Origin of the sequence: Streptomyces sp. GbtcB6, assembly GCF_019091475.1 — a bacterium.
Lineage (GTDB): Bacteria > Actinomycetota > Actinomycetes > Streptomycetales > Streptomycetaceae > Streptomyces > Streptomyces hyaluromycini.
The window spans coordinates 50,673-72,393 of record NZ_JAGXJL010000006.1; the positions used below are offsets into that span (position 1 = coordinate 50,673).

Genomic DNA, 21,721 nt, shown 5'->3' on the forward strand with positions numbered 1-21,721 from the left:
CACGGCTTGCACACAGACCGCGGAAGCAGCGTTGGTCGCAACTTTCGTTACTTTCGTTGGCCCAAGGGCGGGCCGGAGAGGCGGGTTCCCCATGGTCCGTGCCGGAGGTACGAGCGTGGCGGCGGCCGGTCCGACGCTGGCGGTGGTGGCCCGCGAGGCGGGCGTCTCCGTACCGACCGCGTCGAAAGTGGTGAACGGCAGGGACGATGTGGCCCCCGAGACCCGCCGCCGGGTCACCGAGGCCCTGGAACGGCTCGGCTACGTCCGCAGACCGCGGTTCGACGCGACGAAGGCCCCCGCGCTGATCGATCTGGTCGTGCAGGCGCTGGACAGCTCGTGGTCGGGTGCGGTGCTGCACGGGGTGGAGGAGGCGGCGTACGAGGCGGGTCTCGAGATCGTGGTGTCGGCGGGGCCGGCCCGGACCCGGGCCGGCCGCCCGGAGCGCGGCTGGCTGGACAAGCTCACCGCACGCGGCTCGTCCGGGGTGCTGTTCAACCTGGCCGAGCTGACCCCGGCGCAGTACGCCTGGCTGGACCACCACCGCATCCCGTACGTCCTGATCGACCCGGTCCATGAGCCCCCGGCGGGCGCGGTCTCCGTCGGGGCGGCCAACTGGCAGGGCGGGGTCACCGCGACCGAGCACCTGCTCGCCCTCGGCCATGAGCGGATCGCGGTGATCGCCGGCAACCGGCGCCGGATGTGCAGCGGCGCCCGGGTGGCCGGCTACCGCTCGGCGCTCGCCTCGGCGGGGCTGCGCCATCGGGGCGAGTACGTCCGGCACGCGGGCTTCGACGAGGAAGCGGCCCGGCACCGTATGCACGAACTGCTCGACCTGCCGGAGCCGCCGACCGCCGTGTTCGTCTGCTCCGACCGGATGGCGCTGGGGGTGTACGCGGCGCTGGCCGAACGCGGACTGCGGGTGCCGGCGGACATCAGTGTGGTCGGCTTCGACGATCTGCCCGAGGCGCGCTGGGGGACCCCGGCGCTGACCACGGTCCGCCAGCCCCTGTCGGAGATGGCGGCGACGGCGCTGCGACTGCTCGTACGGCTGATGCACGGGGACCGCCCGGAGGGCACCCGGACGGAGCTGTCGACCAGGCTGGTGGTGCGGGCCAGTACGGCGGCCCCGCCTGCCCGTTCGGCCGTACGAGGGTGACCGCGCCCTCGACAAGATCGTTTCCAGGGCATGAATCCCACCCTGCGCACCGCGGCGGCCTGTGCCCTGGCCGTAGCCGCCGTGACCACGGCCCTGGGCACCGCCCGGGCCACGACCCTGACCCTCGCCCCGGCCCGGCACCACGCTGCGGTGGCCGTCCCGGCGGCCGACGAGCACGACCCGAAGGAGGACGTGGAACTGGACGAGAACGGCCGTCCCGACCTCGGCGAGGACTGAGAACCGCTTTCGGACCACATGGCACCCTGCCAGATCGGGACGCGCTCGCGTGCCTCGATCGGGCAGGGTCGCACCCAGTTCCGAGAGCGACGGCGCGATCGACTTGAACTCCGTTGCTCCAAGGGGCCATTTCAATGATTGCAGCGGACGTATTTCCACTGGTGCATACGAGCTGAAATCTGCCGGAAGGAGTACTTCCGCCACAGGGATGTCCTACCGTCTGTCTCCTGAGAACCTCTCACCGAAGCGAGGCCGGTCCTGTGCCCCACACATCGCCTCCCACCGTCGTCGTCCTGACCGCGCTCCCGCTGGAGTACGAGGCCGTCCGGGCCCATCTCGGCTCACTCCGGACGATCGAGCATGACGCCGGCACGTGGGCTGCCATCGGCCCACTCGACGACACGCCCTGGCAGGTGGCCCTCGTACAGATGGGAGAGGGCGCCGTGAACGCGGCCGTGCTCACGGAACGGGCCATCAGCTGGCTGCGTCCCCAGGCCCTGCTCTTCGTCGGTGTGGCCGGCTCTCTCAAGAAGAAGAAAGTCAAACTCGGCGACGTCGTGTTCGCCACCAAGGTGTACGCCTACCACGGTGGCCGGGACACGACGGAGGGATTCAAAGTGCGTCCGGACTCCTGGCGCAGCAGCCAGCGCCTGGACCAGGCGGCGCGTCACGTTCTGGGCACCACAGCTCACTTCAAGCCGATCGCCGCTGGTGACGTGCTTCTTGACAGCGAGGTCTCGGCAGTTGCGAAGCACCTCAAGAACCACTACGAGGACGCAGTGGCGATCGAGATGGAGGGCAACGGCGTCGCGCACGCGGCTCACCTCAGCAACCGGGTGGACGCGGCCGTCATCCGCGGAATCAGCGACCTTGCGAACGGCCGCAAAGCGAAGGCCGACGCCTCCGGCTCCCAACTGCGCGCCGCGGCGCGCGCCGCCGAGGCCGCGTTCGCCATCCTGCGTGATCTGCCGCCGTTGGACCCTGCCCGGCAAGGTGGCACAGCGGCGGCTCACGAGACCACACCGGAGCCGACCGCCGTATACAGCGGTGACCATGTCGATCACCGGAACAACATCAACTACGCGCCCGTCGTCGGCAAGATCGTGTACCAGAACCCACCCCGACAGAATTGACGGCAGCGAGATTCCCGTGGCAGAGACGCCTGGCCCGTATCCCACCGTTGCCGTGCTCACCTCCCATCCGCGGTGGTACGCATCTGTGCGCAAGCGGCTCGCCGACGTACGACGGCGCGAGCACCCTTCAGGAACCAGATTCGATACCGGCTTCCTTGCGGGCACCCGGTGGGAAGTCGCCGTCGCGGACATGGGTACGGGCAACGACGCGGCCACCGAGATCATCAGACAGGCTGCCACCTGGCTGCATCCGCAGGTCCTGCTCTTTCTCGGCCCCGCGGGAGGCAAGGAGTTCATTCGCCTGGGTGATGTGGTGGTCGCCACCAAGGTCTACCGGTACGACCGGCACACAACAGCCGCCTCGCTTCCTCAGCCTGCCTCACACCGATTGGAACAGGCCGCCAGGATGGCGCTGCGCGAGGGATCGCATTGGTGCGAAAGCGAAACCGGTGTGCACTTCAGGCCCATCGTCGCCGTTCCCGACGAACGTGCGACCGAGGCACGCCGTTCTGGTGACTGCCTGGCGGCGGAGCAGGATGCTCTGGAGACGTATCAGGACGCGGTCGCGGTCGAACTGAGGAGTACCGGAGTCGCCTGCGCCCCGCCCCTTGTCGGCCCGTTCGGCAACGCGCCGGAAATTCTAACGATCCGGGGCATTACTTTCACCGTGCCACCCAACAAACAGGACGTGTCCGGGCCTTACGAGGAAGTCGTCGAGACGACGACCTCGGCTGCCCTCGCGGTCCTTGCCGAACTCGTGCCCTGGAGTTCCGTAGCCATGGCGTCGGCAGATACGGCCGACGGCTCCCCGGTGATCCGCTACCGCGACCACATCGACTTCCGCAACAGCGTGTTCAAGGCCCCCACCACGGGAAAGTACGTCCGCGGCGAGGACTCAACGCCCTGACGGGGAGAGCGCACGTGCCTGGGCGTACGCCTCCATCGCCTCCTCGATGCGGCCTGCCGCTTCGAGAGCCCTCCCGAGGTTGCGGTACGTCTCGGCACCTCGGGCCCAGTCACCGACTTCGCTCAGAAGTTGGGCCGCCTGCGAGAAGGCCCTGAACGCGTCGTCATTCCGGCCTGCCTCGTCCAGCACGATAGCCAGGTTGTTCCATGCCATTGCTTCGCCGTGCCGGTCACCGGCGAGCCTACGCAGGTCACGGGCCCGGACAAAGGCGTCGGCGGCCGGTCCGAGCCTGCCCAGACGGGTTTCGGCGATCGCCAGATTGTTCCACTGGATGGCCTCCCCCACCTTGTCGCCCCTGGCTCGGTGCAGGTCACGGGCCTGGTTGTAGGCCCCGACAGCCGCTGCGGGCCGGCCCGCGCTCTGCAGGGCGTCCCCGAGGTTGTGCCAGGCCGTTGCCTCGCGCAACGGGTCGCCGGAGCGCGCCGCGAACCGGTGTGCCAGGGTGCTCACCGTCACGATCTCCTCGAACAGACCACGTCGTCTCAGGTATTCGGTGAGGTACAGGGCGAGATCGAGGGCACGTGCCGTAAGCCTGCTGTCCTCACCCCATTGGACGGCGGCCAGCAGCCCGAGCCGCTCCTGATCGAGCCAGGCCAGCGCCTCCTCGATGTCATTGAAACAAGCACCGAAACCCAGTCCGCGCAAGCGGTCGTCGGCTTCGTCGGCCCGCTCCACATAGTGGTCGAGCACGCGATCCCTCGCTGTCTCGCGCTCCGCGAGGCAGGAAGGGTCGTCGGCGGACACCTGTGTGGCGAACACCCGGACCAAGTCGTGCAGCCGCCACTGGGTACGGCTGCTGCCCCGGTCGACAAGGTAAGCACGCTCCAGTACAGCGAGCGTGACCGGTGGTGGTGCAGCCCCGAGCAGCGCGGCCAGTACCTCAGTGCCTGTCTCCGGTCCCGGAGCCTCGGCCAACAGCCGTAACATCCTGGCTTGTTCGGGATTCAGCCTCTGGTACGAGAGGTCGAAGGCCGTGCGCACGCTGCGCTCTCCGTCGTCGAGGTAGGACAGGCGCGTCTCCTGGTCACGTAGTTCGTCCACCGACTCGGCGACCGGCTTGTCTGGATCCCAGACGAGATGTGCTGCCGCGATCTGCAGAGCGAGAGGCAAGTGGCCGCAAAGGGCAGCGAGTTCGACGGCAGCCGCGGCTTCCGCGGTGATCCGATGGTCCATGCCGTCGGCCAGCCGCAGCACCTGGTCCAGCAGAGCGACTGCGGCCTTGGAAGTCAGTTGCCTCAATGGCAGGTGACGGGCGTTGAGTTGAGGAATCGCGGTCCGGGACGTGATCAGGATGCGGTGCCGGGAGTCCGCGGGAAGCAGGGGGCGGACCTGCTCCGGAGACGCGGCGTTGTCCGCGACTATCAGCACGCGATCGGGCCAGCGTGCCAGTTGGCTGCGGTAGTGCTTGACCCGCTCCTCCTCGGTGGTGAGCTGCTCGGCAGGTGTGCCGAGATCCTCTAGAAGTGTGCCGAGTGCTTGCTCGGCGGTGATGCTCGTGTTGTCGTGGCCGTGCAGGTCGATGAAGAGCACGCCGCCGGGAAACCAGCCCCTGTCGTTGGCAGCGTGGGCCGCTTCCGTCGCGAGTGCGGTCTTGCCCACCCCCGCCATGCCGGCCAGCACGGTTGCCGTGACAGTTCCGGGCCGCGACGGCCCGGAACTCGGGCACAAGAACCCCTCCAGTTCCTTCAACAGTTTCTTGCGCCCGGTGAAGCTGGGAGTCGCGGGAGGAAGGGAGCCGACCGCGGCCGGGGGAAGAGCCGCGGGCGCCGGCACACCGTGGAAATGCTGATGAAGTACCGAGCCGACCGCATCGCCGAGGAACAGTCCCTCGAAGTCGATGTGGTCTCCCTTGACTCGGGTTCCGTGCCTGGGTGTCCGGCTCTCCATGGCCGCGGCGACGGCCTGAACAGCGCCCGGGTCTGTGGAAAACAGCGTGCGCAACCGATCACGCAGCGCGGCTGGAACGGCCGGCGGACCGGCGTGCCCAGCCGCGGTGAGATACGGCGCCAAGGCACGGGCTAAGTCCTGTCCGAGCGGGCCGGCGGCCCCGTCGGACAGTGCTACCAGCAGTGCCTCCTGGTCCGGTTCCATGCTTGTCCCCCGTACCGCGGAATCCGGCCCCACGGTAATGCCGGGCAGACTGCTCGCGCACCCCGTCCGCCCGATCCCGCCTACGGAAACCGCAACCGCCGGAGCGAAGTCCCACTACAGTGCTAAGCATCGGACCCGCCGGGCGGACAGATGCGGCGGCTTACGGGTGGGGGTGGTCAAGTGCCGGGCAGGAATCCTCTGACGGCGGTCATCACCACCGTCCCCGCAGAGTACGAGTCGATGCGATCACACCTGCCGAACCTACGGGATCGAATTGTGGGAGACCATGGTCTGCGCATAGAAGTGGGCGCTCTGCCCGGCAGCGGCTGGCAAGTGGCTCTGGCGGAATCCGGTGAGTTCGGCGCGCCGTTCGCCCCGCTTGTCAATGACATCGTTCAAGCGCTCCACCCCGATGCTCTTCTGTTCGTCGGTATCGCGGGCGGGCTCGAGGAGGGCCTGCGTATCGGTGACGTGGTGGTGGCAACCCGCGTCTACGCTTTCCGGGGTGGGAAGTTGACGCCCGAAGGCTTCTACGCACGCCCTCAGTCCTGGCATCCCTCACACCGGATGCTGCAGGCCGCGCGATACGCCCTGCACGACACCCCCAGGGTCTTCTTCAAGGCGATCGCGGCCGGGGACGTCGTCATCAACAGCCAACAGTCCTCGCTCCTTTCGCAGTTGAAGCGTCACTACAACGACGCGGCCGCCATCGAAATGGAAGGCGCCGGCATGGCTCATGCCGGGCATCTGACCGCTGGAGTCGAAACTCTGACCATCCGTGGCATCAGCGACGTGGTGAACACGGCCAAGGACTTCGAAATCCACGGTGGGGCCCAGCAGTATGCGGCTGCCCGGGCGGCGGAGGTCGCCGTAGCCGTGCTACGCAAATTTGATCCACTGCCGGATCAGAGCGTGGACGAAACGAACTACGGCGGCGACCATATCGACTTCCGTGGCAGCACGTTCTTCGGACCGGTCGCGGGGAAGGTCACGACCGAGCGACCGCACGGGGACGACGTGAACTTCGGCCGACGGGACCTGAACGAGGGCTGAGCGCCCGCAGCAGAGCGTGGGCGGCCGGACAGCGGTCCGGCCGTCACGCAGCCTCAGTCGTAGTGCTCAGTCGTCGTCGTCCTGGCGCGGCTCCCCGAGCAGTGCCTGGATCGCGTCCACGGCGCTGCCGTCGTGGTCACTGCCGGCCGTGCCTCTGCCTGCCTGGATGTTCGCCGTGCGGTCCACCTCCAGGATGGAGTCCGCGTTGGAGTTGTCCAGCACGGTGATCAGGCTGCCGGCCGCGTGCGCGGGGGCCACGGCCGCGCCGAGCAGCGCCGCCGTGAGGGCCGCGGCGGTCCGCAACCGCGTCACACGCCCACGCCCTCGGGCTCGTCGAGCCGTTCCCGGGCGATGTTGCGCTCCAGCAGGGTGGTGGACGCCTTGACGCCGATGCCGCTGGCCGCGTCGACCGACGGCAGCCGGCCGTCCGCGGACTTCAGCCGGCTCAGCGCCGAGTCCATCGCCTCGTGCGCGGCGAACAGACAGGGCGTGGAGTAGATCGCGACGTCGACGCCGAGGTCGTCCAGCTCGGTGAGCGAGAGTCGGGGCGACTTGCCGCCGGCGATCTGGTTGAAGAGCAGCGGTTTGTCGCCGACGACCTTGCGGATCCGGCGGATCCACTCCTCGCTGCGCACCCCGTCGACCAGGATCACGTCGGCGGCGGTGGCGGCGAGCCGCTCCGCGCGGTGCAGGATGTCGTGCTCGTCGGTGGCGTCCGTGCGGGCCACGACGACCATGTCCTGGCGCGTCTCCAGGACCTTCTCCAGCTTGTCCAGGTACTCCTCCAGGGGCAGCACCTGCTTGCCGTCGGCGTGCCCGCAGCGGCGCGGCCGCTTCTGGTCCTCCAGGATCACCCCGGAGGCGCCGATCCGCTCCAGTCCCTCCACGACGTGGCAGGCGACCTCGGGGTCGACGTACCCGTCGTCGATGTCGACGAGGAGATGGTGGTGCGGGAACGCGCCCCGCAGCCGCTGGACGAAGGCCACCATGTCGGGCCAGGCGATGAACCCGATGTCCGGCAGGCCGTAGTACGAGGCGGCGAAGCCGAAGCCCGATACGAACATCCCGTCGTAGTGTTTGGCCGCGATCGACGCCGAGTACATGTCATAAACGCCGATCAGCGGGGTGGTCCCCGGCCCGGCCATCTGCTCGCGCAGCTTCTTCCCGTAAGTCAAGGTCCGGCTCCTCCTGTGGGTGGGTGGCGCGGCGACACGACCGGCCTCCGCGTCTCGACAGCCCTTTGCCAAGACAAAAGCATCTCTAGATACGCACGTGACTATCTCCGTGCGCGACCTTTACTCACCCCGATGGCGGATCCGGTTCACCGGAGAAACGTCACTGGACCAGCCGTGCAGCCCAGGCCACACCCCCGTGGAGGTGGGCCAGGAAGCCGGAATCCCGGTAGGCCTCCCGGGCGTGCCCCAGGGCGGTGTAGAACACCCGTCCGGCCCCCTGCTCCCGGCACCAGGCCAGCGGATGGTCGTCCCCCATCCCGCCCCCGTCGTACGACGTCTCGTCGGCGCGCAACAGGACCCGGACCCGGCCGCGCGGGTTGTCGCGGAAGTCGTACCACTCGTCGGTGAAGTCCCAGGCGGCGGTCAGGTGCCGGGTCGCGGGGTGGTCGTGGTCCTCGACCAGCGCCCGACCGGGCTGGTACTCCGGGTGGCGGTCGAAGCGGGCGCCGAGGAGTTCGCCGTAGTACGGCCAGTCGTACTCGGTGCAGGCCGCCGCGTGCACGCCGGCGAAGCCGCCGCCCGCCTCGACGTAGGCGGCGAGCCGCGCGCGTCCTGCCGGGGTCAGGATCTCGCCGCTGGTGGAGAGGAAGACGACGGCCGCGTACCCGTCCAGGGGCTGTTCGAGGGCGGCCGGGTCCTCGGTGGCGTCGACGTCGACACCGGTGAACTCCCGTACGGCGGCGACGGCGTCGGGGATGGAGTCGTGGCGGTAGCCGGTGGTACGGGTGTGGACCAGCAGTCGAGGGGCCATGTCCGCATGATCGCCCACGACCGGGGCCGGCTCAAAGGCCCGGCGTCGGCACGCTGTTGTCGGGCGGGCCACCGTCCCCGTTGGTCGGCAGGTCGCCGCGCTGCACCGGCTGGTCGTCGGTGAAGGCCGGGTCGGGGGTGGGCAGCAGGGTGTCGAGTTCGCCGGCGGTGGGGCGGTGGACGGCGTGCAGCGCCTTGCCCAGCACCGCGTCGGAGACCCCGCCCTCGCCCTCCAGCCACACCACGCAGCCCTTCTCCGACACCTCGTACTTGTGCTGCCCGGCGTAGCGCAGGTGGTCGGTGTAGAGGTGGATGACGGCGCCGGTCCGGTCCGCGTACGAGGCGGAGAAGCCGTCGTCGCCCTGTACGCCGACGGACTGCTGGGCGAGGGTGAAGCCCGCCGCGTCGGTGACGTAGACCATCTCCGGGGCGATCCCCAACGCCTTGGTCTTGGAGGCCAGTTCGGCCGGGTCGGCGGGGGCACCGGAATCTCCGGAGGCTCCGGGGCCCGCCTTCTCGGTGCCGCAGCCGGTGAGCAGGGCGGCGGCGAGGAACAGGGGCGGCAGGACGCGCACGGCACGGATCATGCGCCCATCGTGCCGCACAGGTGTTCCACAGGGGACCGGTTTTTTCTCCCGCCCGGAGCCACCGGTACCGCACCGGGCACGGCTGAGCCGGTGTCCGATTCCTTCAAGACCGACAACAGGACCCCGCCTACGGTGACGGCATGACTCCACGATTCGCCGTGATCGGTCTCGTCACCTCCGACCTGACCGCGTCCCTCGCCTTCTACCGCCGCCTCGGGCTGGCCTTCCCGCCCGGCGCCGAGGAACAGCCGCACGTCGAGGCCGAGTTGCCCGGCGGGCTCACCCTCGCCCTGGACACGGAGGAGACGATCCGCTCCTTCCACCCGGCCTGGCACCCGCCGGCCGGCGGCGGCCGGGTGGCACTCGCCTTCCGCTGCGACTCGCCCGCCGAGGTCGACGCGCTCTACGACGACCTCGTGGGCGCCGGTCACCACGGCGAACTCAAGCCGTGGGACGCGTTCTGGGGCCAGCGGTACGCCACCGTGCACGACCCCGACGGCAACGGCGTCGACCTGTTCGCCCCGCTACCCGCCGAGTAGCCCGGTCAGCGGCAGCCCCGCCAGCTCCCGTACGTCCCGGGCGAGATGGGGCTGATCCGCGTACCCCGCCCGGACGGCCGTCTCCGCGAGCGGCACCCCGGCCCGGGCGAGCGCGAGCGCCCGCTGCATCCGGAGGACCCGGGCCAGCGTCTTGGGCCCGTAGCCGAAGGCGGCACGACTGTGCCGGTGCAGCCGGCGGGCACCGAGGCCGAGTTCGTCGGCGGTGGCCGCCACGGGCCGCCCGGCGTCCAGAGCCTCGACGAGCCGCCGAAGCAGCGGGTCGGGCGGGACGGACCGCTCCAGGGCGATCCGCTCCAGCGCGGCGGCGGGATCACCGGCGGCACCGATTCGGGCCCGCAGCCGCCGCACGACGGAGGCCGGCCAGAGGTCACTCAGCTCCACACGCCGGTCGAGCAGTTCGTACGCCGGCACACCGAGGACGGCGGGCGCGGTACCGGGATAGAAACGAAGGCCCACCCACACGCCTTGCGCGCCCTCGGTGACGTAAGCACGCGTATCGGGCCCGGCCACCAGCAGCCGCCCGTCATGCCAGAGCAGATCCATACACCCGTCGGGCAGCACCCGCCCGACGCCGCCCTCGTCGGGCCTGTTCACCCAGACAACCGCACCGGAGACCCGGGACACCCGCTCCTTGTACACAGACGCCAGCGTAGACGCGCCCCTTTCAGGGGCGCGAGGAACTGCGCGACAAGCCCCCACCCACCCGCACCCCGCCCACACCGCGAACCCTCCACGACGAACCCGGCGTCGGCCCTCAAGCCTCCGGCTTGTGCGGCGGATGGGTGCTCTTCACATGCGCCCTCAACCGCGCCGTGACGTCCTCCGGCGGCAGGAACCGGGACCAGCGCTCCGGGAACTCCGACGGCATGTCGGGGTCGTCGGGGTCCCCGGGATCGGCCTCCCGCGCCGCGGCCGCGCGGGCCACGTACTCGGCGACCTGGGCCTCCCGCAGCCGCTCGTTCGCGGCGCGCGCCGCGGCCGTCGCGGCGGCCGGCCAGACCCGGTCGATCGCGGCGTTCACGGCGGCTCCGACCAGCACGGCGAAGGCCGCCACGCCGATCCACAGGAGCACGGCGACGGACGCGGCGAGCGAGCCGTAGATCGTCGCGCCCTCGATGGTGTGGGTCAGGTAGATGCGCAGCAGGAAGCTGCCGAGGACCCACATGGCCAGGGCGACCAGAGCGCCGGGCACGTCCTCGATCCACGGGGAGCGGACCGGCACGGAGACGTGGTACAGCGTGGTCAGGAAGACGACGGACAGGACGATCACGACCGGCCAGTACAGGACCTGTACGAGCGTCTCCGACCAGGGCACGATCCCGACCACCGCGTCCGGTCCTGCCACCATCAGCGGCAGCGCCACCGAGCCGATCAGCAGCGCGGCGATGAAGAGCAGGAAGGAGACGATCCGGGTCTTCACGATGCCCCGGACGCCGTCGAGGCCGTACATCACCGTGATCGTGTCGATGAAGACGTTCACCGCGCGGGAGCCCGACCACAGGGCGAACAGGAAGCCGATGGAGATGACGTCGGGGCGGCCGCCGCGCACCACGTCGTGCAGGATCGGCTCGGCGATCTCCTTCACGCCCTTGTCGGACAGGACCGTGCGGGAGGCGTCCAGGAGGTTGGTCTCCAGGCTGGCGATGCTGTGGGCGCCGGTCCAGGCGTCGACGTAGCCGAGCAGTCCGATGAGGCTGAGCAGCAGCGGCGGGACGGACAGCAGGGTGAAGAAGGCGGCCTCGGCGGCGAGGCCGAGGATGCGGTACTCCATGCAGGAATTGACGGTGTCCTTGAGCAGCAGCCAGGCCGTCCTGCGCTTGGAGACGTTCCGGTAGAGGGCTCGGGCCCGGTGGAGCCGGCCGGAGGGCCGCTCGGGAGTATCGCTTGCTGGCTGCACGCCCTAACGGTATCCGCCGTCCGGGACCGTCCTCACCTCACGGGGCCCCGGCCGGGGCGGACGCGGTGGGCGGGGCCGCTGTGTCAGGCTGGAGACCACCGCCGCCGCTCCGGGTAGGTTCGCAGACATGGCAGGCAACACCACGCATACCGTGAGCAACCAGCCGCCTCCGCTGGCCGGATACGACCTCTTCGCCGCCGACCGGGCCCTCGTCGAGGCCGTCGAGCGGCACACCGACCCGGAGCTGCTCGGCGAGGTGCGCACCGAGCTGTCGGGGATCGGCGCCGCGGCCGGCTCGGCGCAGGTGCAGGAGTGGGGGACGCAGGCGAACGAGCACCCGCCGCGGCTGCGCACCCACGACCGCTACGGCCACCGGATCGACGAGGTCGAGTTCCATCCCGCCTGGCACCGGCTGCTCGGCAAGGGTGTCGGCGCGGGCCTGACCACCGGCTGGGTACGGCCGTCCGGGCACGTCCGGCGCGCCGCCGCGTTCCTGGTCTGGACCCAGGTCGAGGCCGGCAACTGCTGCCCGCTGTCGATGACCAACGCGGCGGTGCCCGCGCTGCGCACCGACCCGGAGCTGGCGGCCGTCTGGGAGCCGCTGCTGACCTCCACCGTCTACGACCGTGACCTGCGGCCCGCCGCGCACAAGGCAGGCGCCCTGTTCGGCATGGGCATGACGGAAAAGCAGGGCGGCAGCGACGTACGGGCGAACGCGACCACCGCCGCCCCGCTCGCCGAGGCCGGGACGTACACCCTCACCGGACACAAGTGGTTCTGCTCGGCACCGATGTCGGACGGCTTCCTGGTGCTGGCCCAGGCACCGGACGGTCTCACCTGTTTTCTCGTGCCGCGCGTCCTGGCGGACGGCACCCGCAACGTCTTCCTCCTCCAGCGGCTCAAGGACAAGCTCGGCAACCGGTCGAACGCGTCGGGCGAGGTCGAGTTCGACGGGACCTGGGCGCGACGGGTGGGCGAGGAGGGGCGCGGGGTGCGGACCATCATCGAGATGGTCGCCGCGACCCGGCTGGACTGTGTGCTGGGCTCGGCGGGGCTGATGCGGCAGGCGGTGGCGCAGGCCGTGCACCACGCCACGCACCGCGAGGCGTTCGGCGGGCGGCTGGCCGACAAGCCGCTGATGCGCAACGTACTGGCCGACCTCGCGATCGAGTCGGAGGCCGCGACCACCCTCGCGCTGCGGCTGGCCGCCGCCTACGACGACGGCGGCGAGTCCGAACGGGCCCTGCTCCGGCTGGCCTTGCCCGCCGCCAAGTACTGGGTGACCAAGCGCTGCGCGCCACTCGTCGTGGAGGCGGCGGAGTGCCTGGGCGGCAACGGCTACGTGGAGGAGTCGGGCCTGCCCCGGCTGGTCCGCGAGTCCCCGCTCAACTCGGTCTGGGAGGGCGCCGGCAACATCCAGGCCCTGGACGTACTCCGCGCCCTGCAACGCGAACCGGGCGCGCTGGACGCCTACCTCCAGGAGATCGGCCGGGCCCACGGCGCCGACCACCGCCTGGACCGCGCGGTCAAGGACCTCTTCTCCGAACTGGCCGACCTGGAGGGCATGGAGGCCCGAGCCAGACGCCTGGTGGAACGCCTGTCGACGGTCCTCCAGGGTTCGCTGCTGGTCCGCTTCGCCCCGCCGGAGGTGGCAGACGCCTTCTGCGCATCGCGCCTGGGCAACGACTGGGGTTCATGCTTCGGCACCCTGCCGAGCAGCCTGGACCTCACAGTGGTAGTGGACCGAGCCCGGGTGACTTCTTGACCGACGGGATCTGCCCTACCTAAGGGGCGCGGGGAACTGCGCGACCAGCCCCACCCAACCGTCAGCCGCCAACGCACCAGATAACGCACCCCCTGCCGCGACGGCCAACGCGCCGCCGGCGGGGGTGGTGCTGCGCCGACACGGCACCACCCCCGCCTCTTCGGCCCATATGCAGGCCTCCGACGCCGCGGCGTCCGCTCAAGTTTCGGCCACCTCCGGCTCGTTCACCAGGGTTGCAAGGGGTTGCAACATATCGGTGACTGTGTGCGGACTGTGTGCCTCCGGCACCGGAAAACGGCAGTATAAGACGCGCAGTCGGACCGGAAACCGCCGCCCGGACGGCTTGACAGCGACTCATCGATGCCTTTTTCGAGGCGTATCCGGGAGGACCTCAGTGGGGAACCCGCCGATGGACGTGGCGCGACTCGCCGCGAAGGACGCGGCGCAGGCGGCGCGGGTACTGAACGAGGTGCGCGAGGCCAGACTCGCCGGACAGCGTGGGCGGGTCGCGCCCCGGCCGGTGATCGAACAGTCCTGGGGGCGGATGCTGCGCAGCGGCGTCGACCCCGACCACGACTTCCGTTCGGGGCTGCTGTCCGCCGACGAAGTCCGGCGCAGACGCGAGGAGTCACCGCTCAAGGACGTGCTGCCGGTACTGCGCGAGGGGCTGCTTTCGGTCGCGGACGTCGCCCACCACATCATGGTGGTGGCGGATGCCGACGGCCGGGTGCTGTGGCGGGAGGGTTCGTCGCCGGTGCTGCGCAAGGCGGACGGGCTGGGCTTCGAACTCGGCGCCGACTGGCGCGAAGACGTCGTCGGCACCAACGGGGTCGGCACCCCGGCGGTGGTGCGCAGGCCCGTACAGGTGTTCGCCGCCGAGCACTTCGTCCGCTCGCACGTCTCCTGGACGTGTTCCGGCGCCCCGATCACGGACCCCCGGGACGGCAGCCTGCTCGGCGTGGTGGACGTCAGCGGCCCGCTGGAGACGATGCACCCGGCCACCCTGGCCTGGGTGAACTCGGTGGCGAAGCTCGCCGAGGCCCGGCTGCGGGAGCTGCACCTGGACGCGCTGGAGCGGCTGCGGGCGGTCGCCGCTCCGGTGCTGGCCCGGCTCGGCGGGCGGGCGCTGGTGGTGGACACCGACGGCTGGACCGCGGCGGTCACGGGCATGCCGTATCCACGGCGGCTCGCGCTGCCCAAGTCGCTGTCGCCGGGGCGCCGGTGGCTGCCCGCGCTCGGGCTGTGCGCGGTGGAGCCGCTGGCCGGGGGCTGGCTGCTGCGGGCGGTGGACGAGCCGGCGCCGGTGGGCGGGGGCCGGCTCGTGCTCGACCTGGCCCGGCCGCGCCGGCCCGCCATGACGGTCGGCGGCGGCGCGGGCTCGTGGTCCCGTGAACTCAGTCCCCGGCACGCCGAGTTGCTGTACCTGCTGGCGGTGCGGCGCGCCGGGCGCAGCGCGGCCGGGCTGGCCGAGGACGTCTTCGGGGACGCCTCGCGGACCGTGACCGTGCGCGCCGAGATGTCCAGGATCCGGCGGTATCTCGGGGCACTTCTCGAACACCGGCCGTACCGCTTCCGTGACGACGCCGAGATCGAGGTGCTGCTCCCCGACGACCCGCGCGACCTGCTGCCGTACTCGACCGCCCCGGCCGTGACGGCGGGCCGGACGCCGGGCCCGCGGCCCAGATGAAGGTCCCCGCCCCCGGACGTATTTAACGCATCCGGGGCATCCGAGGAGGTATCTTCCGCATATTTGCGGGGTCTTCGAGGTGCGGCGACGCCGACTGCCGTAGCATCCCGGTACGGGTCTCCCCACCTGCTCCTTGGTCAACGCTCGGACCACCAAGCGCAGTTGGCCCGCCTCGGGAGGACACATGAAGCATCGCGGCAGACACCGGCGGCGCAGACGGGGCGCGGCCCTGCGCGCCGCCCTGGCCGGGACCGCGCTGGCGCTCACCGCCACGGCCACGATCGTCAGCGCCTCGCAGGCCACGGTCGCCGAGGACCCCGGCGCACTGAAGCCACTGACCTCCACCACCGACATCGCCCCGCTGCAGCTCCAGGAACACCTCGTACCGCGCCGCTCACTGGACCGGCTCTCCTCCGCGATGGGCGGCACGGTCGGGGTCGCCGACGTGCTGGCCGAGTCCGACCACACCCTGCGTGAGGCGGCCGACTGCGACTCCGACGACCGGGACTCGCTGCCGGTCACCCCGGCCGCCACCGAGGCGTACTGCTGGGACCCCACCGACACCCTCACCGACGACTGGCGGCCGACCTCGGTGACCACCTCCTCGGAGGCGGACGACGACGGTCTGTGGGGCGCCAACCGTGTCGTCCTGGCCGGCTGGACGCACAGCACCTCCACCGGCCCCGCCGCCTCCCGGGGCCTGGCCAGGGTCGCGGTGATCAACGCGAACGACCCCGCCCACCCCTCCTACTCCTGGGTCCTGCTGACCGTGCCCAGCGCCGACGGCAGCACCTACCGGGGCCTGACCTCGCAGATCTCCGGCATGGCCTGGTACGAGGACAAGCTCCTGGTCACCACCGCCCAGGGCAGCGCCGACGCGCTCTACGTCTACGACCTCAACCGCATCCAGCGCACCTCGGTGCTGACCGCGGCGATCGGCCGGGTGTCCGGCGGCTGGTCGGCCGACGGCTTCCGGTACGTGATGCCCGCCGTGGGCTCGTACCGCTACACCGCCGGAGCCTGCTCCCGGGCCGGCGCGCCCTGTCCGAGCGCGCTCTCCGTGGACCGGGGGACGGCCCCGGACAGCCTGGTCCTCGGCGAGTGGACGCCCGCCGACAGCGATCAGCACGCCCGGCTGTGGCGGTACGCGTTCGACGAGAGCCCGAAGCGTGACGGACTGCTCGCCACGGACACCTTCGGCCGGGCGGACGCGGTCGAGGCGTACCGGACCGGGGCCTCGGAGATCCGGGGCGTCCTGTCGTACCGGCCACCGGGCGCGACGCACTCCGAGTGGTACGTGGGTCATCTGCCCGGCGCCATGGACGGGCACGGCAGTCTGTGGCGGCAGGACTCCAAGGGTGCCCACGCGGCCGGCTGCGGCTCGGACGCCTCGCACCGCTGCTGGGGCGAGGACACCGGCTCGCTCTCCTACGCGCCGGACACGGGCGAGGTGTGGTCGGTCACGAACCGCATGCTGTTCTCGGTCCCGCTGCGCTCGATCGACGCGTCGCTCGGATAACGGCCGGCCGGCCCGTCGGCCGGCAGCCGCCGGCGCGTCGCCGCGGTGACGGCTGTCGACATGTCCGGGGCCGGGATGATTGCCTGGCCCCATGAGCAGCATCGTCGTCACCACCTGGTCCCTGGAGCAGACCTCCCCGGCCGACCTCCTGCCCGCCGCCGTCCCGGACGGCGACACGGTCGGGATCGTCCGCTCCGAGATCCCCTCCCCCGAGTTCAGCCGCTTCCTGTACGCCTCGGTCGGCGGCGACATCCGCTGGACCGACCGGCTGGGCTGGAGCTACGCCCGCTGGCAGCAGTACCTGGAGAAGCCGGGCGTGGAGACCTGGGTCGCCTACGACCGGGGCACCCCGGCGGGCTACGTCGAGCTCGACCCGCAGGACGACGGGGTCGTGGAGATCGCCTACTTCGGTCTGATCCCGGCGTTCCGCGGCCGGCGGATCGGCGGCCACCTGCTCTCGTACGGTGTCGCGCGGGCCTGGGACCTGGCGGAGCGATGGGACGGGCGGCCGCCGACGAAGCGGGTGTGGGTGCACACCTGCAGTCTGGACGGCGAGCACGCGATGGCGAACTATCAGCGGCGGGGGTTCCGGCTCTTCGACACGAAGAGCGAGGAGGAACCGGACGTCTCGGCGCCCGGTCCGTGGCCCGGGGCGCACACCACCGCGCGGAACGGGGCGTGACCCACAACACCCTGTCTCAGTATTCAGAATAGATTCGTCCGAATCGCGGACAATGGTGGACTGGCCGGAGATCCGCGTGACACGCTTCCGTCATGTCTGGAACTGGAATTGCCTTGGTGAGTCGGCGGCACGTCGACCTCGGCCGCATGTCCAGCGCCATCTGTCCGGCGGGCTGAGAGCACAGCACCGCCGCGCTTTCCTGTCCAGACCTCCCTTGCGCAGTGCCGCGCAGACATGCCCCCCGTGCGCCCGCAGGCGCAGGTCAGAGCCGCTTCCCCGCTGTCTGAAGGACGTATATCGCCATGGCCGCCACCCCGCAGAACCCTGCCGCCTCCGCGCCCCGCCGCAAGGTGAGCCGTCACCGCGGCGAGGGTCAGTGGGCTATGGGGCATTTCACCCCGCTCAACGGCAACGAGCAGTTCAAGAAGGACGACGACGGTCTCAATGTGCGGACACGCATTGAGACGATCTACTCCAAGCGCGGCTTCGACTCGATCGACCCCAACGACCTGCGCGGACGTATGCGCTGGTGGGGCCTGTACACGCAGCGCAAGCCCGGCATCGACGGCGGCAAGACCGCCATCCTGGAGCCGGAGGAGCTGGACGACAAGTACTTCATGCTGCGGGTGCGCATCGACGGCGGCCGGCTGACCACGCAGCAGCTGCGGGTGATCGGCGAGATCTCGCAGGAGTTCGCCCGGGGCAGCGCGGACGTCACCGACCGGCAGAACATCCAGCTGCACTGGATCCGCATCGAGGACGTGCCGGAGATCTGGAACCGTCTCGAGGCGGTCGGCCTGTCCACCACCGAGGCGTGCGGCGACACCCCGCGTGTCGTCATCGGCTCGCCGGTTGCCGGCATCGCCGAGGACGAGATCATCGACGGCAGCTGGGCGATCGACGAGATCAACAAGCGGTACATCGGCAGCAAGGAGTTCTCCAACCTGCCGCGCAAGTTCAAGTCCGCGATCTCGGGCTCGCCGCTGCTGGACGTGGTGCACGAGATCAACGACATCGCCTTCGTCGGTGTGGAGCACCCCGAGCACGGCCCCGGCTTCGACCTGTGGGTGGGCGGCGGCCTGTCCACCAACCCGAAGATCGGTGTCCGGCTCGGCGCCTGGGTGCCGCTGGACGAGGTCCCGGACGTCTGGGCCGGCGTGATCGGCATCTTCCGGGACTACGGCTACCGGCGGCTGCGCACCCGCGCCCGGCTGAAGTTCCTGGTCGCCGACTGGGGCGCGGAGAAGTTCCGCCAGGTGCTGGAGGACGAGTACCTCAAGCGCGCGCTCGTCGACGGCCCCGCGCCGGCCGAGCCCGTGTCGCGCTGGCGGGACCACGTCGGTGTGCACCGGCAGCAGGACGGCAACTTCTACGTCGGGTTCGCCCCGCGCGTCGGCCGGGTGGACGGCGCCACCCTCGCGAAGATCGCGGACCTCGCCGAGGCGCACGGCTCGGGCCGGGTGCGGACCACCGTCGAGCAGAAGATGATCGTCCTCGATGTCACGGAGGACCAGGTCGAGTCGCTGGTCGAGGCCCTGGAGGCGCTGGACCTCACCGCCCGGCCGTCCTCGTTCCGGCGCGGCACCATGGCCTGCACCGGCATCGAGTACTGCAAGCTCGCGATCGTCGAGACCAAGCAGCGCGGCTCCACCCTGATCGACGAGCTGGAGCGCCGGCTGCCCGAGTTCGACGAGCCGCTCACCATCAACATCAACGGCTGCCCGAACGCCTGCGCCCGTATCCAGGTCGCGGACATCGGTCTCAAGGGCCAGCTGGTCCTGAACGACGCCGGCGAGCAGGTCGAGGGCTTCCAGGTGCACCTGGGCGGCGCGCTCGGCCTGGAGGCCGGTTTCGGCCGCAAGGTCCGCGGTCTCAAGGTGACCTCGGAGGAGCTGCCCGACTACGTCGAGCGGGTGCTCAAGCGCTTCCAGGCGGAGCGCGCGGACGGCGAGCGGTTCGCCGCCTGGGCCGCCCGCGCCAGTGAGGAGGCCCTCTCATGAGCGAGCGGGCCGCCCCCTTCTACTGCCCCTACTGCGGTGACGAGGACCTGCGTCCGAACGAGCAGGGCCACGGCGCCTGGGAATGCGCGGCCTGCAACCGCGCATTCCAGCTGAAGTTCCTCGGGCTGCTCGCCCGGGGGCTGAAGCACTCCGAAGCTGGAGGGGAACAGATATGACCACGGCTCAGGAAGACCGTACGACCGACGAACTGAAGGCGCTGGCCGAACAGGCCGGCCGCGACCTCGAAGACGCCTCCGCCCTGGAGATCCTCCAGTGGGCGGTGGACACCTTCGGCAAGGGCTTCTGCGTGACCTCCTCGATGGAGGACGCGGTCGTGGCCCACCTGGCGTCCCGCGTCCAGAAGGGCGTCGACGTCGTCTTCCTCGACACGGGCTACCACTTCCCGGAGACCATCGGCACCCGGGACGCGGTCGAGGCCGTGATGGACGTCAACGTCATCACCCTCACCCCGCGCCAGACCGTCGCCGAGCAGGACGCCGAGTACGGCCCCAGGCTGCACGACCGCGACCCCGACCTGTGCTGCAAGCTCCGCAAGGTGCAGCCCCTGGAGCAGGGCCTGACGAAGTACGCGGCCTGGGCGACCGGGCTGCGCCGCGACGAGTCGGAGACCCGGGCGAACACCCCGGTCGTCGGCTGGGACGAGAAGCGGCAGAAGGTCAAGATCTCCCCGATCGCCCGCTGGACCCAGGACGACGTGGACGCCTACGTCGCCGAACACGGGGTACTGACCAACCCGCTGCTGATGGACGGCTACACCTCCGTCGGCTGCGCCCCCTGCACCCGCCGGGTGCTGGAGGGCGAGGACGCGCGCGCCGGCCGCTGGGCAGGGCGGGCCAAGACCGAGTGCGGACTGCACGGATGACGACCATCGGGCCTTCGACGACCCATTCGACGAACCAGGAGAACAACGTGACGACCGGAGCCACCGTCTGGCTCACGGGTCTGCCGAGTGCCGGCAAGACCACCATCGCGTACGAGCTGGCCGGCCGGCTGCGCGCGGACGGCCACCTCGTGGAGGTGCTCGACGGCGACGAGATCCGCGAGTTCATCTCGGCGGGCCTCGGCTTCAGCCGCGAGGACCGGCACACCAACGTGCAGCGCATCGGTTTCGTCGCCGAACTACTGGCCCGTAACGGCGTCAAGGCGCTCGTCCCGGTGATCGCCCCCTACGCGGACAGCCGCGACGCGGTGCGCAAGCGCCACGACGAGAACGGCACCGCGTATGTCGAGGTGCACGTGGCGACCCCGGTCGAGGTGTGCTCCGTACGCGATGTGAAGGGTCTGTACGCCAAGCAGGCCGCGGGTGAGCTGACCGGGCTGACCGGCGTCGACGACCCGTACGAGGAGCCCGAGACACCCGATCTGCGGATCGAGTCGCAGCACCAGAGCGTGCAGGAGTCCGCGGCGTCCGTGCACGCCCTGCTGAGCGGGAAGGGACTGGCATGACGACGACCGTGGCGGCTCACGGGGAGGGCACGGGCACCCCGTACGCCCTGTCCCATCTGGACGCGCTGGAGTCCGAGGCGGTCCATATCTTCCGTGAGGTGGCGGGCGAGTTCGAGCGGCCGGTGATCCTGTTCTCCGGCGGCAAGGACTCCATCGTCATGCTGCACCTGGCGCTGAAGGCGTTCGCCCCGGCGGCGGTTCCGTTCTCGCTGCTGCATGTGGACACCGGGCACAACTTCCCCGAGGTGCTTGAGTACCGGGACCGTGTGGTGGCCGCACATGGGCTGCGCCTCCATGTGGCCTCCGTACAGGACTACATCGACCGCGGTGTGCTCAAGGAGCGTCCGGACGGCGTCCGCAACCCGCTCCAGACGCTTCCGCTGACCGAGAAGATCCAGAGCGAGAAGTTCGACGCGGTCTTCGGCGGCGGCCGCCGGGACGAGGAGAAGGCCCGCGCCAAGGAGCGCGTCTTCTCCCTGCGCGACGAGTTCTCGCAGTGGGACCCGCGCCGCCAGCGCCCCGAACTCTGGAACCTGTACAACGGCCGGCACGCCCCCGGCGAGCACGTCCGCGTGTTCCCGCTGAGCAACTGGACCGAACTCGACGTCTGGCAGTACATCGCCCGCGAGGGCATCGAGCTTCCGCAGATCTACTTCGCGCACGAGCGCGAGGTGTTCCAGCGGGGCGGCATGTGGCTGACCGCCGGCGAGTGGGGCGGCCCCAAGGACAGCGAGACGGTCGAGAAGCGGCAGGTGCGCTACCGGACCGTCGGCGACATGTCCTGCACCGGCGCCGTCGACTCCGACGCCGACACGCTGGACGCCGTGATCGCCGAGATCGCCGCCTCCCGGCTCACCGAGCGCGGCGCCACCCGGGCCGACGACAAGCTCTCCGAGGCCGCGATGGAAGACCGCAAGCGCGAGGGGTACTTCTAA

The 21,721-nt window shown here is 70.6% G+C and carries 23 protein-coding genes; 16 read left to right on the top strand and 7 right to left on the bottom strand.

The genetic code is table 11. The features are described from left to right. The first annotated feature begins 91 nt into the window (after positions 1 to 91). From KVT45_RS12610 to KVT45_RS12625, 4 genes are all read left to right on the top strand, one after another. Positions 92 to 1,156 carry a LacI family DNA-binding transcriptional regulator gene (locus KVT45_RS12610; protein WP_217546958.1) on the top strand — a complete coding sequence of 355 codons (1,065 nt, stop codon included), beginning with the start codon at positions 92 to 94 and terminating at the stop codon, positions 1,154 to 1,156. 30 nt (positions 1,157 to 1,186) lie between these two features. Then, positions 1,187 to 1,393 carry a hypothetical protein gene (locus tag KVT45_RS12615; RefSeq protein ID WP_217546959.1) on the top strand — a complete coding sequence of 69 codons (207 nt, stop codon included), beginning with the start codon at positions 1,187 to 1,189 and terminating at the stop codon, positions 1,391 to 1,393. Between the two features lie 260 nt (positions 1,394 to 1,653). After that, positions 1,654 to 2,526, top strand: a complete 873-nt coding sequence (locus KVT45_RS12620) for a 5'-methylthioadenosine/S-adenosylhomocysteine nucleosidase (protein ID WP_217546961.1) — start codon at positions 1,654 to 1,656, stop codon at positions 2,524 to 2,526. Next, on the top strand, positions 2,447 to 3,433 hold the full coding sequence (locus KVT45_RS12625; protein WP_254646695.1) for a hypothetical protein: 987 nt from the start codon (positions 2,447 to 2,449) through the stop codon (positions 3,431 to 3,433). The genes KVT45_RS12620 and KVT45_RS12625 overlap by 80 nt, the downstream gene beginning before the upstream one ends. On the opposite strand, the gene KVT45_RS12630 is transcribed toward KVT45_RS12625, so the two are convergent. Further along, the gene (locus tag KVT45_RS12630) at positions 3,422 to 5,584 is read right to left on the bottom strand and encodes a tetratricopeptide repeat protein (protein ID WP_217546965.1); all 2,163 of its coding nucleotides are present in this window, start codon (positions 5,582 to 5,584) and stop codon (positions 3,422 to 3,424) included. The two genes, KVT45_RS12625 and KVT45_RS12630, sit on opposite strands and share 12 nt — an antisense overlap. Before the next feature lie 150 nt (positions 5,585 to 5,734). Here KVT45_RS12630 and KVT45_RS12635 point away from each other — a divergent pair, with 150 nt between their 5' ends. Continuing rightward, on the top strand, positions 5,735 to 6,637 hold the full coding sequence (locus KVT45_RS12635) for a 5'-methylthioadenosine/S-adenosylhomocysteine nucleosidase (RefSeq protein ID WP_217546967.1): 903 nt from the start codon (positions 5,735 to 5,737) through the stop codon (positions 6,635 to 6,637). Positions 6,638 to 6,703: 66 nt separating this feature from the next. Here KVT45_RS12635 and KVT45_RS12640 read toward each other — a convergent pair whose 3' ends face one another. The 4 genes from KVT45_RS12640 to KVT45_RS12655 form a co-directional block, all read right to left on the bottom strand. Beyond that, a complete protein-coding gene (locus tag KVT45_RS12640) occupies positions 6,704 to 6,949 on the bottom strand; it encodes a hypothetical protein (protein ID WP_217546969.1) in 246 nt (81 codons plus the stop codon). Beyond that, positions 6,946 to 7,812: an oxaloacetate decarboxylase gene (locus tag KVT45_RS12645; RefSeq protein ID WP_217546970.1), complete on the bottom strand. Its 867-nt coding sequence runs from the start codon at positions 7,810 to 7,812 to the stop codon at positions 6,946 to 6,948. The genes KVT45_RS12640 and KVT45_RS12645 overlap by 4 nt, the downstream gene beginning before the upstream one ends. A 160-nt stretch (positions 7,813 to 7,972) precedes the next feature. After that, a complete protein-coding gene (locus KVT45_RS12650; RefSeq protein WP_217546972.1) occupies positions 7,973 to 8,623 on the bottom strand; it encodes a ThuA domain-containing protein in 651 nt (216 codons plus the stop codon). 31 nt (positions 8,624 to 8,654) lie between these two features. Beyond that, the gene (locus KVT45_RS12655; RefSeq protein WP_217546974.1) at positions 8,655 to 9,209 is read right to left on the bottom strand and encodes a membrane lipoprotein; all 555 of its coding nucleotides are present in this window, start codon (positions 9,207 to 9,209) and stop codon (positions 8,655 to 8,657) included. 140 nt (positions 9,210 to 9,349) lie between these two features. Here KVT45_RS12655 and KVT45_RS12660 point away from each other — a divergent pair, with 140 nt between their 5' ends. After that, positions 9,350 to 9,748 carry a VOC family protein gene (locus tag KVT45_RS12660; protein WP_217546975.1) on the top strand — a complete coding sequence of 133 codons (399 nt, stop codon included), beginning with the start codon at positions 9,350 to 9,352 and terminating at the stop codon, positions 9,746 to 9,748. Here KVT45_RS12660 and KVT45_RS12665 read toward each other — a convergent pair. Continuing rightward, positions 9,734 to 10,408 (bottom strand): helix-turn-helix domain-containing protein, encoded by a 675-nt coding sequence (locus KVT45_RS12665; RefSeq protein WP_217546977.1) that lies wholly within the window; start codon positions 10,406 to 10,408, stop codon positions 9,734 to 9,736. The two genes, KVT45_RS12660 and KVT45_RS12665, sit on opposite strands and share 15 nt — an antisense overlap. Before the next feature lie 115 nt (positions 10,409 to 10,523). Beyond that, complete coding sequence (locus tag KVT45_RS12670) at positions 10,524 to 11,666, bottom strand: YihY/virulence factor BrkB family protein (RefSeq protein WP_217546979.1); 1,143 nt, start codon at positions 11,664 to 11,666, stop codon at positions 10,524 to 10,526. Positions 11,667 to 11,793: 127 nt separating this feature from the next. On the opposite strand from KVT45_RS12670, the gene KVT45_RS12675 reads away from it, so the two are divergent. The 10 genes from KVT45_RS12675 to cysD all read left to right on the top strand — a co-directional run bounded on the left by KVT45_RS12675 (position 11,794) and on the right by cysD (position 21,721). After that, a complete protein-coding gene (locus KVT45_RS12675; protein WP_217546981.1) occupies positions 11,794 to 13,431 on the top strand; it encodes an acyl-CoA dehydrogenase family protein in 1,638 nt (545 codons plus the stop codon). A 409-nt stretch (positions 13,432 to 13,840) separates the two neighbouring features. Continuing rightward, a complete protein-coding gene (locus KVT45_RS12680) occupies positions 13,841 to 15,118 on the top strand; it encodes a GAF domain-containing protein (protein ID WP_217546983.1) in 1,278 nt (425 codons plus the stop codon). A gap of 184 nt (positions 15,119 to 15,302) precedes the next feature. Continuing rightward, positions 15,303 to 16,637 carry a hypothetical protein gene (locus KVT45_RS12685; protein WP_217546984.1) on the top strand — a complete coding sequence of 445 codons (1,335 nt, stop codon included), beginning with the start codon at positions 15,303 to 15,305 and terminating at the stop codon, positions 16,635 to 16,637. 91 nt (positions 16,638 to 16,728) lie between these two features. After that, a complete protein-coding gene (locus KVT45_RS12690; RefSeq protein ID WP_217546986.1) occupies positions 16,729 to 17,319 on the top strand; it encodes a GNAT family N-acetyltransferase in 591 nt (196 codons plus the stop codon). A gap of 92 nt (positions 17,320 to 17,411) precedes the next feature. Further along, complete coding sequence (locus KVT45_RS58390; protein ID WP_309500612.1) at positions 17,412 to 17,495, top strand: putative leader peptide; 84 nt, start codon at positions 17,412 to 17,414, stop codon at positions 17,493 to 17,495. 126 nt (positions 17,496 to 17,621) lie between these two features. Beyond that, complete coding sequence (locus tag KVT45_RS12695) at positions 17,622 to 19,319, top strand: nitrite/sulfite reductase (protein WP_217546989.1); 1,698 nt, start codon at positions 17,622 to 17,624, stop codon at positions 19,317 to 19,319. Next, positions 19,316 to 19,495, top strand: coding sequence for a hypothetical protein (locus tag KVT45_RS12700; RefSeq protein WP_217546992.1), 180 nt, complete (start codon positions 19,316 to 19,318; stop codon positions 19,493 to 19,495). The genes KVT45_RS12695 and KVT45_RS12700 overlap by 4 nt, the downstream gene beginning before the upstream one ends. Further along, positions 19,492 to 20,202: a phosphoadenylyl-sulfate reductase gene (locus tag KVT45_RS12705; RefSeq protein WP_217546993.1), complete on the top strand. Its 711-nt coding sequence runs from the start codon at positions 19,492 to 19,494 to the stop codon at positions 20,200 to 20,202. The genes KVT45_RS12700 and KVT45_RS12705 overlap by 4 nt, the downstream gene beginning before the upstream one ends. After that, the gene (gene cysC, locus KVT45_RS12710; protein ID WP_217546996.1) at positions 20,199 to 20,786 is read left to right on the top strand and encodes an adenylyl-sulfate kinase; all 588 of its coding nucleotides are present in this window, start codon (positions 20,199 to 20,201) and stop codon (positions 20,784 to 20,786) included. The genes KVT45_RS12705 and cysC overlap by 4 nt, the downstream gene beginning before the upstream one ends. Continuing rightward, positions 20,783 to 21,721 (top strand): sulfate adenylyltransferase subunit CysD, encoded by a 939-nt coding sequence (gene cysD / locus KVT45_RS12715; RefSeq protein ID WP_217546997.1) that lies wholly within the window; start codon positions 20,783 to 20,785, stop codon positions 21,719 to 21,721. The genes cysC and cysD overlap by 4 nt, the downstream gene beginning before the upstream one ends.

What these genes read in the sequence shown, in the direction of transcription:
- KVT45_RS12610 (WP_217546958.1), top strand. Translation starts at nt 92, where the DNA reads ATGGTCCGTGCCGGAGGTACGAGCGTGGCGGCGGCCGGTCCGACGCTG.
- KVT45_RS12630 (WP_217546965.1), bottom strand. Translation starts at nt 5,584, where the DNA reads ATGGAACCGGACCAGGAGGCACTGCTGGTAGCACTGTCCGACGGGGCC.
- KVT45_RS12690 (WP_217546986.1), top strand. Translation starts at nt 16,729, where the DNA reads ATGAGCAGCATCGTCGTCACCACCTGGTCCCTGGAGCAGACCTCCCCG.
- KVT45_RS58390 (WP_309500612.1), top strand. Translation starts at nt 17,412, where the DNA reads ATGTCTGGAACTGGAATTGCCTTGGTGAGTCGGCGGCACGTCGACCTC.
- cysD (WP_217546997.1), top strand. Translation starts at nt 20,783, where the DNA reads ATGACGACGACCGTGGCGGCTCACGGGGAGGGCACGGGCACCCCGTAC.
- KVT45_RS12675 (WP_217546981.1), top strand. Translation starts at nt 11,794, where the DNA reads ATGGCAGGCAACACCACGCATACCGTGAGCAACCAGCCGCCTCCGCTG.
- KVT45_RS12685 (WP_217546984.1), top strand. Translation starts at nt 15,303, where the DNA reads ATGAAGCATCGCGGCAGACACCGGCGGCGCAGACGGGGCGCGGCCCTG.
- KVT45_RS12700 (WP_217546992.1), top strand. Translation starts at nt 19,316, where the DNA reads ATGAGCGAGCGGGCCGCCCCCTTCTACTGCCCCTACTGCGGTGACGAG.
- KVT45_RS12655 (WP_217546974.1), bottom strand. Translation starts at nt 9,209, where the DNA reads ATGATCCGTGCCGTGCGCGTCCTGCCGCCCCTGTTCCTCGCCGCCGCC.
- KVT45_RS12680 (WP_217546983.1), top strand. Translation starts at nt 13,841, where the DNA reads ATGGACGTGGCGCGACTCGCCGCGAAGGACGCGGCGCAGGCGGCGCGG.
- KVT45_RS12615 (WP_217546959.1), top strand. Translation starts at nt 1,187, where the DNA reads ATGAATCCCACCCTGCGCACCGCGGCGGCCTGTGCCCTGGCCGTAGCC.
- cysC (WP_217546996.1), top strand. Translation starts at nt 20,199, where the DNA reads ATGACGACCATCGGGCCTTCGACGACCCATTCGACGAACCAGGAGAAC.
- KVT45_RS12695 (WP_217546989.1), top strand. Translation starts at nt 17,622, where the DNA reads ATGGCCGCCACCCCGCAGAACCCTGCCGCCTCCGCGCCCCGCCGCAAG.
- KVT45_RS12705 (WP_217546993.1), top strand. Translation starts at nt 19,492, where the DNA reads ATGACCACGGCTCAGGAAGACCGTACGACCGACGAACTGAAGGCGCTG.
- KVT45_RS12635 (WP_217546967.1), top strand. Translation starts at nt 5,735, where the DNA reads ATGCGGCGGCTTACGGGTGGGGGTGGTCAAGTGCCGGGCAGGAATCCT.
- KVT45_RS12625 (WP_254646695.1), top strand. Translation starts at nt 2,447, where the DNA reads ATGTCGATCACCGGAACAACATCAACTACGCGCCCGTCGTCGGCAAGA.
- KVT45_RS12650 (WP_217546972.1), bottom strand. Translation starts at nt 8,623, where the DNA reads ATGGCCCCTCGACTGCTGGTCCACACCCGTACCACCGGCTACCGCCAC.
- KVT45_RS12660 (WP_217546975.1), top strand. Translation starts at nt 9,350, where the DNA reads ATGACTCCACGATTCGCCGTGATCGGTCTCGTCACCTCCGACCTGACC.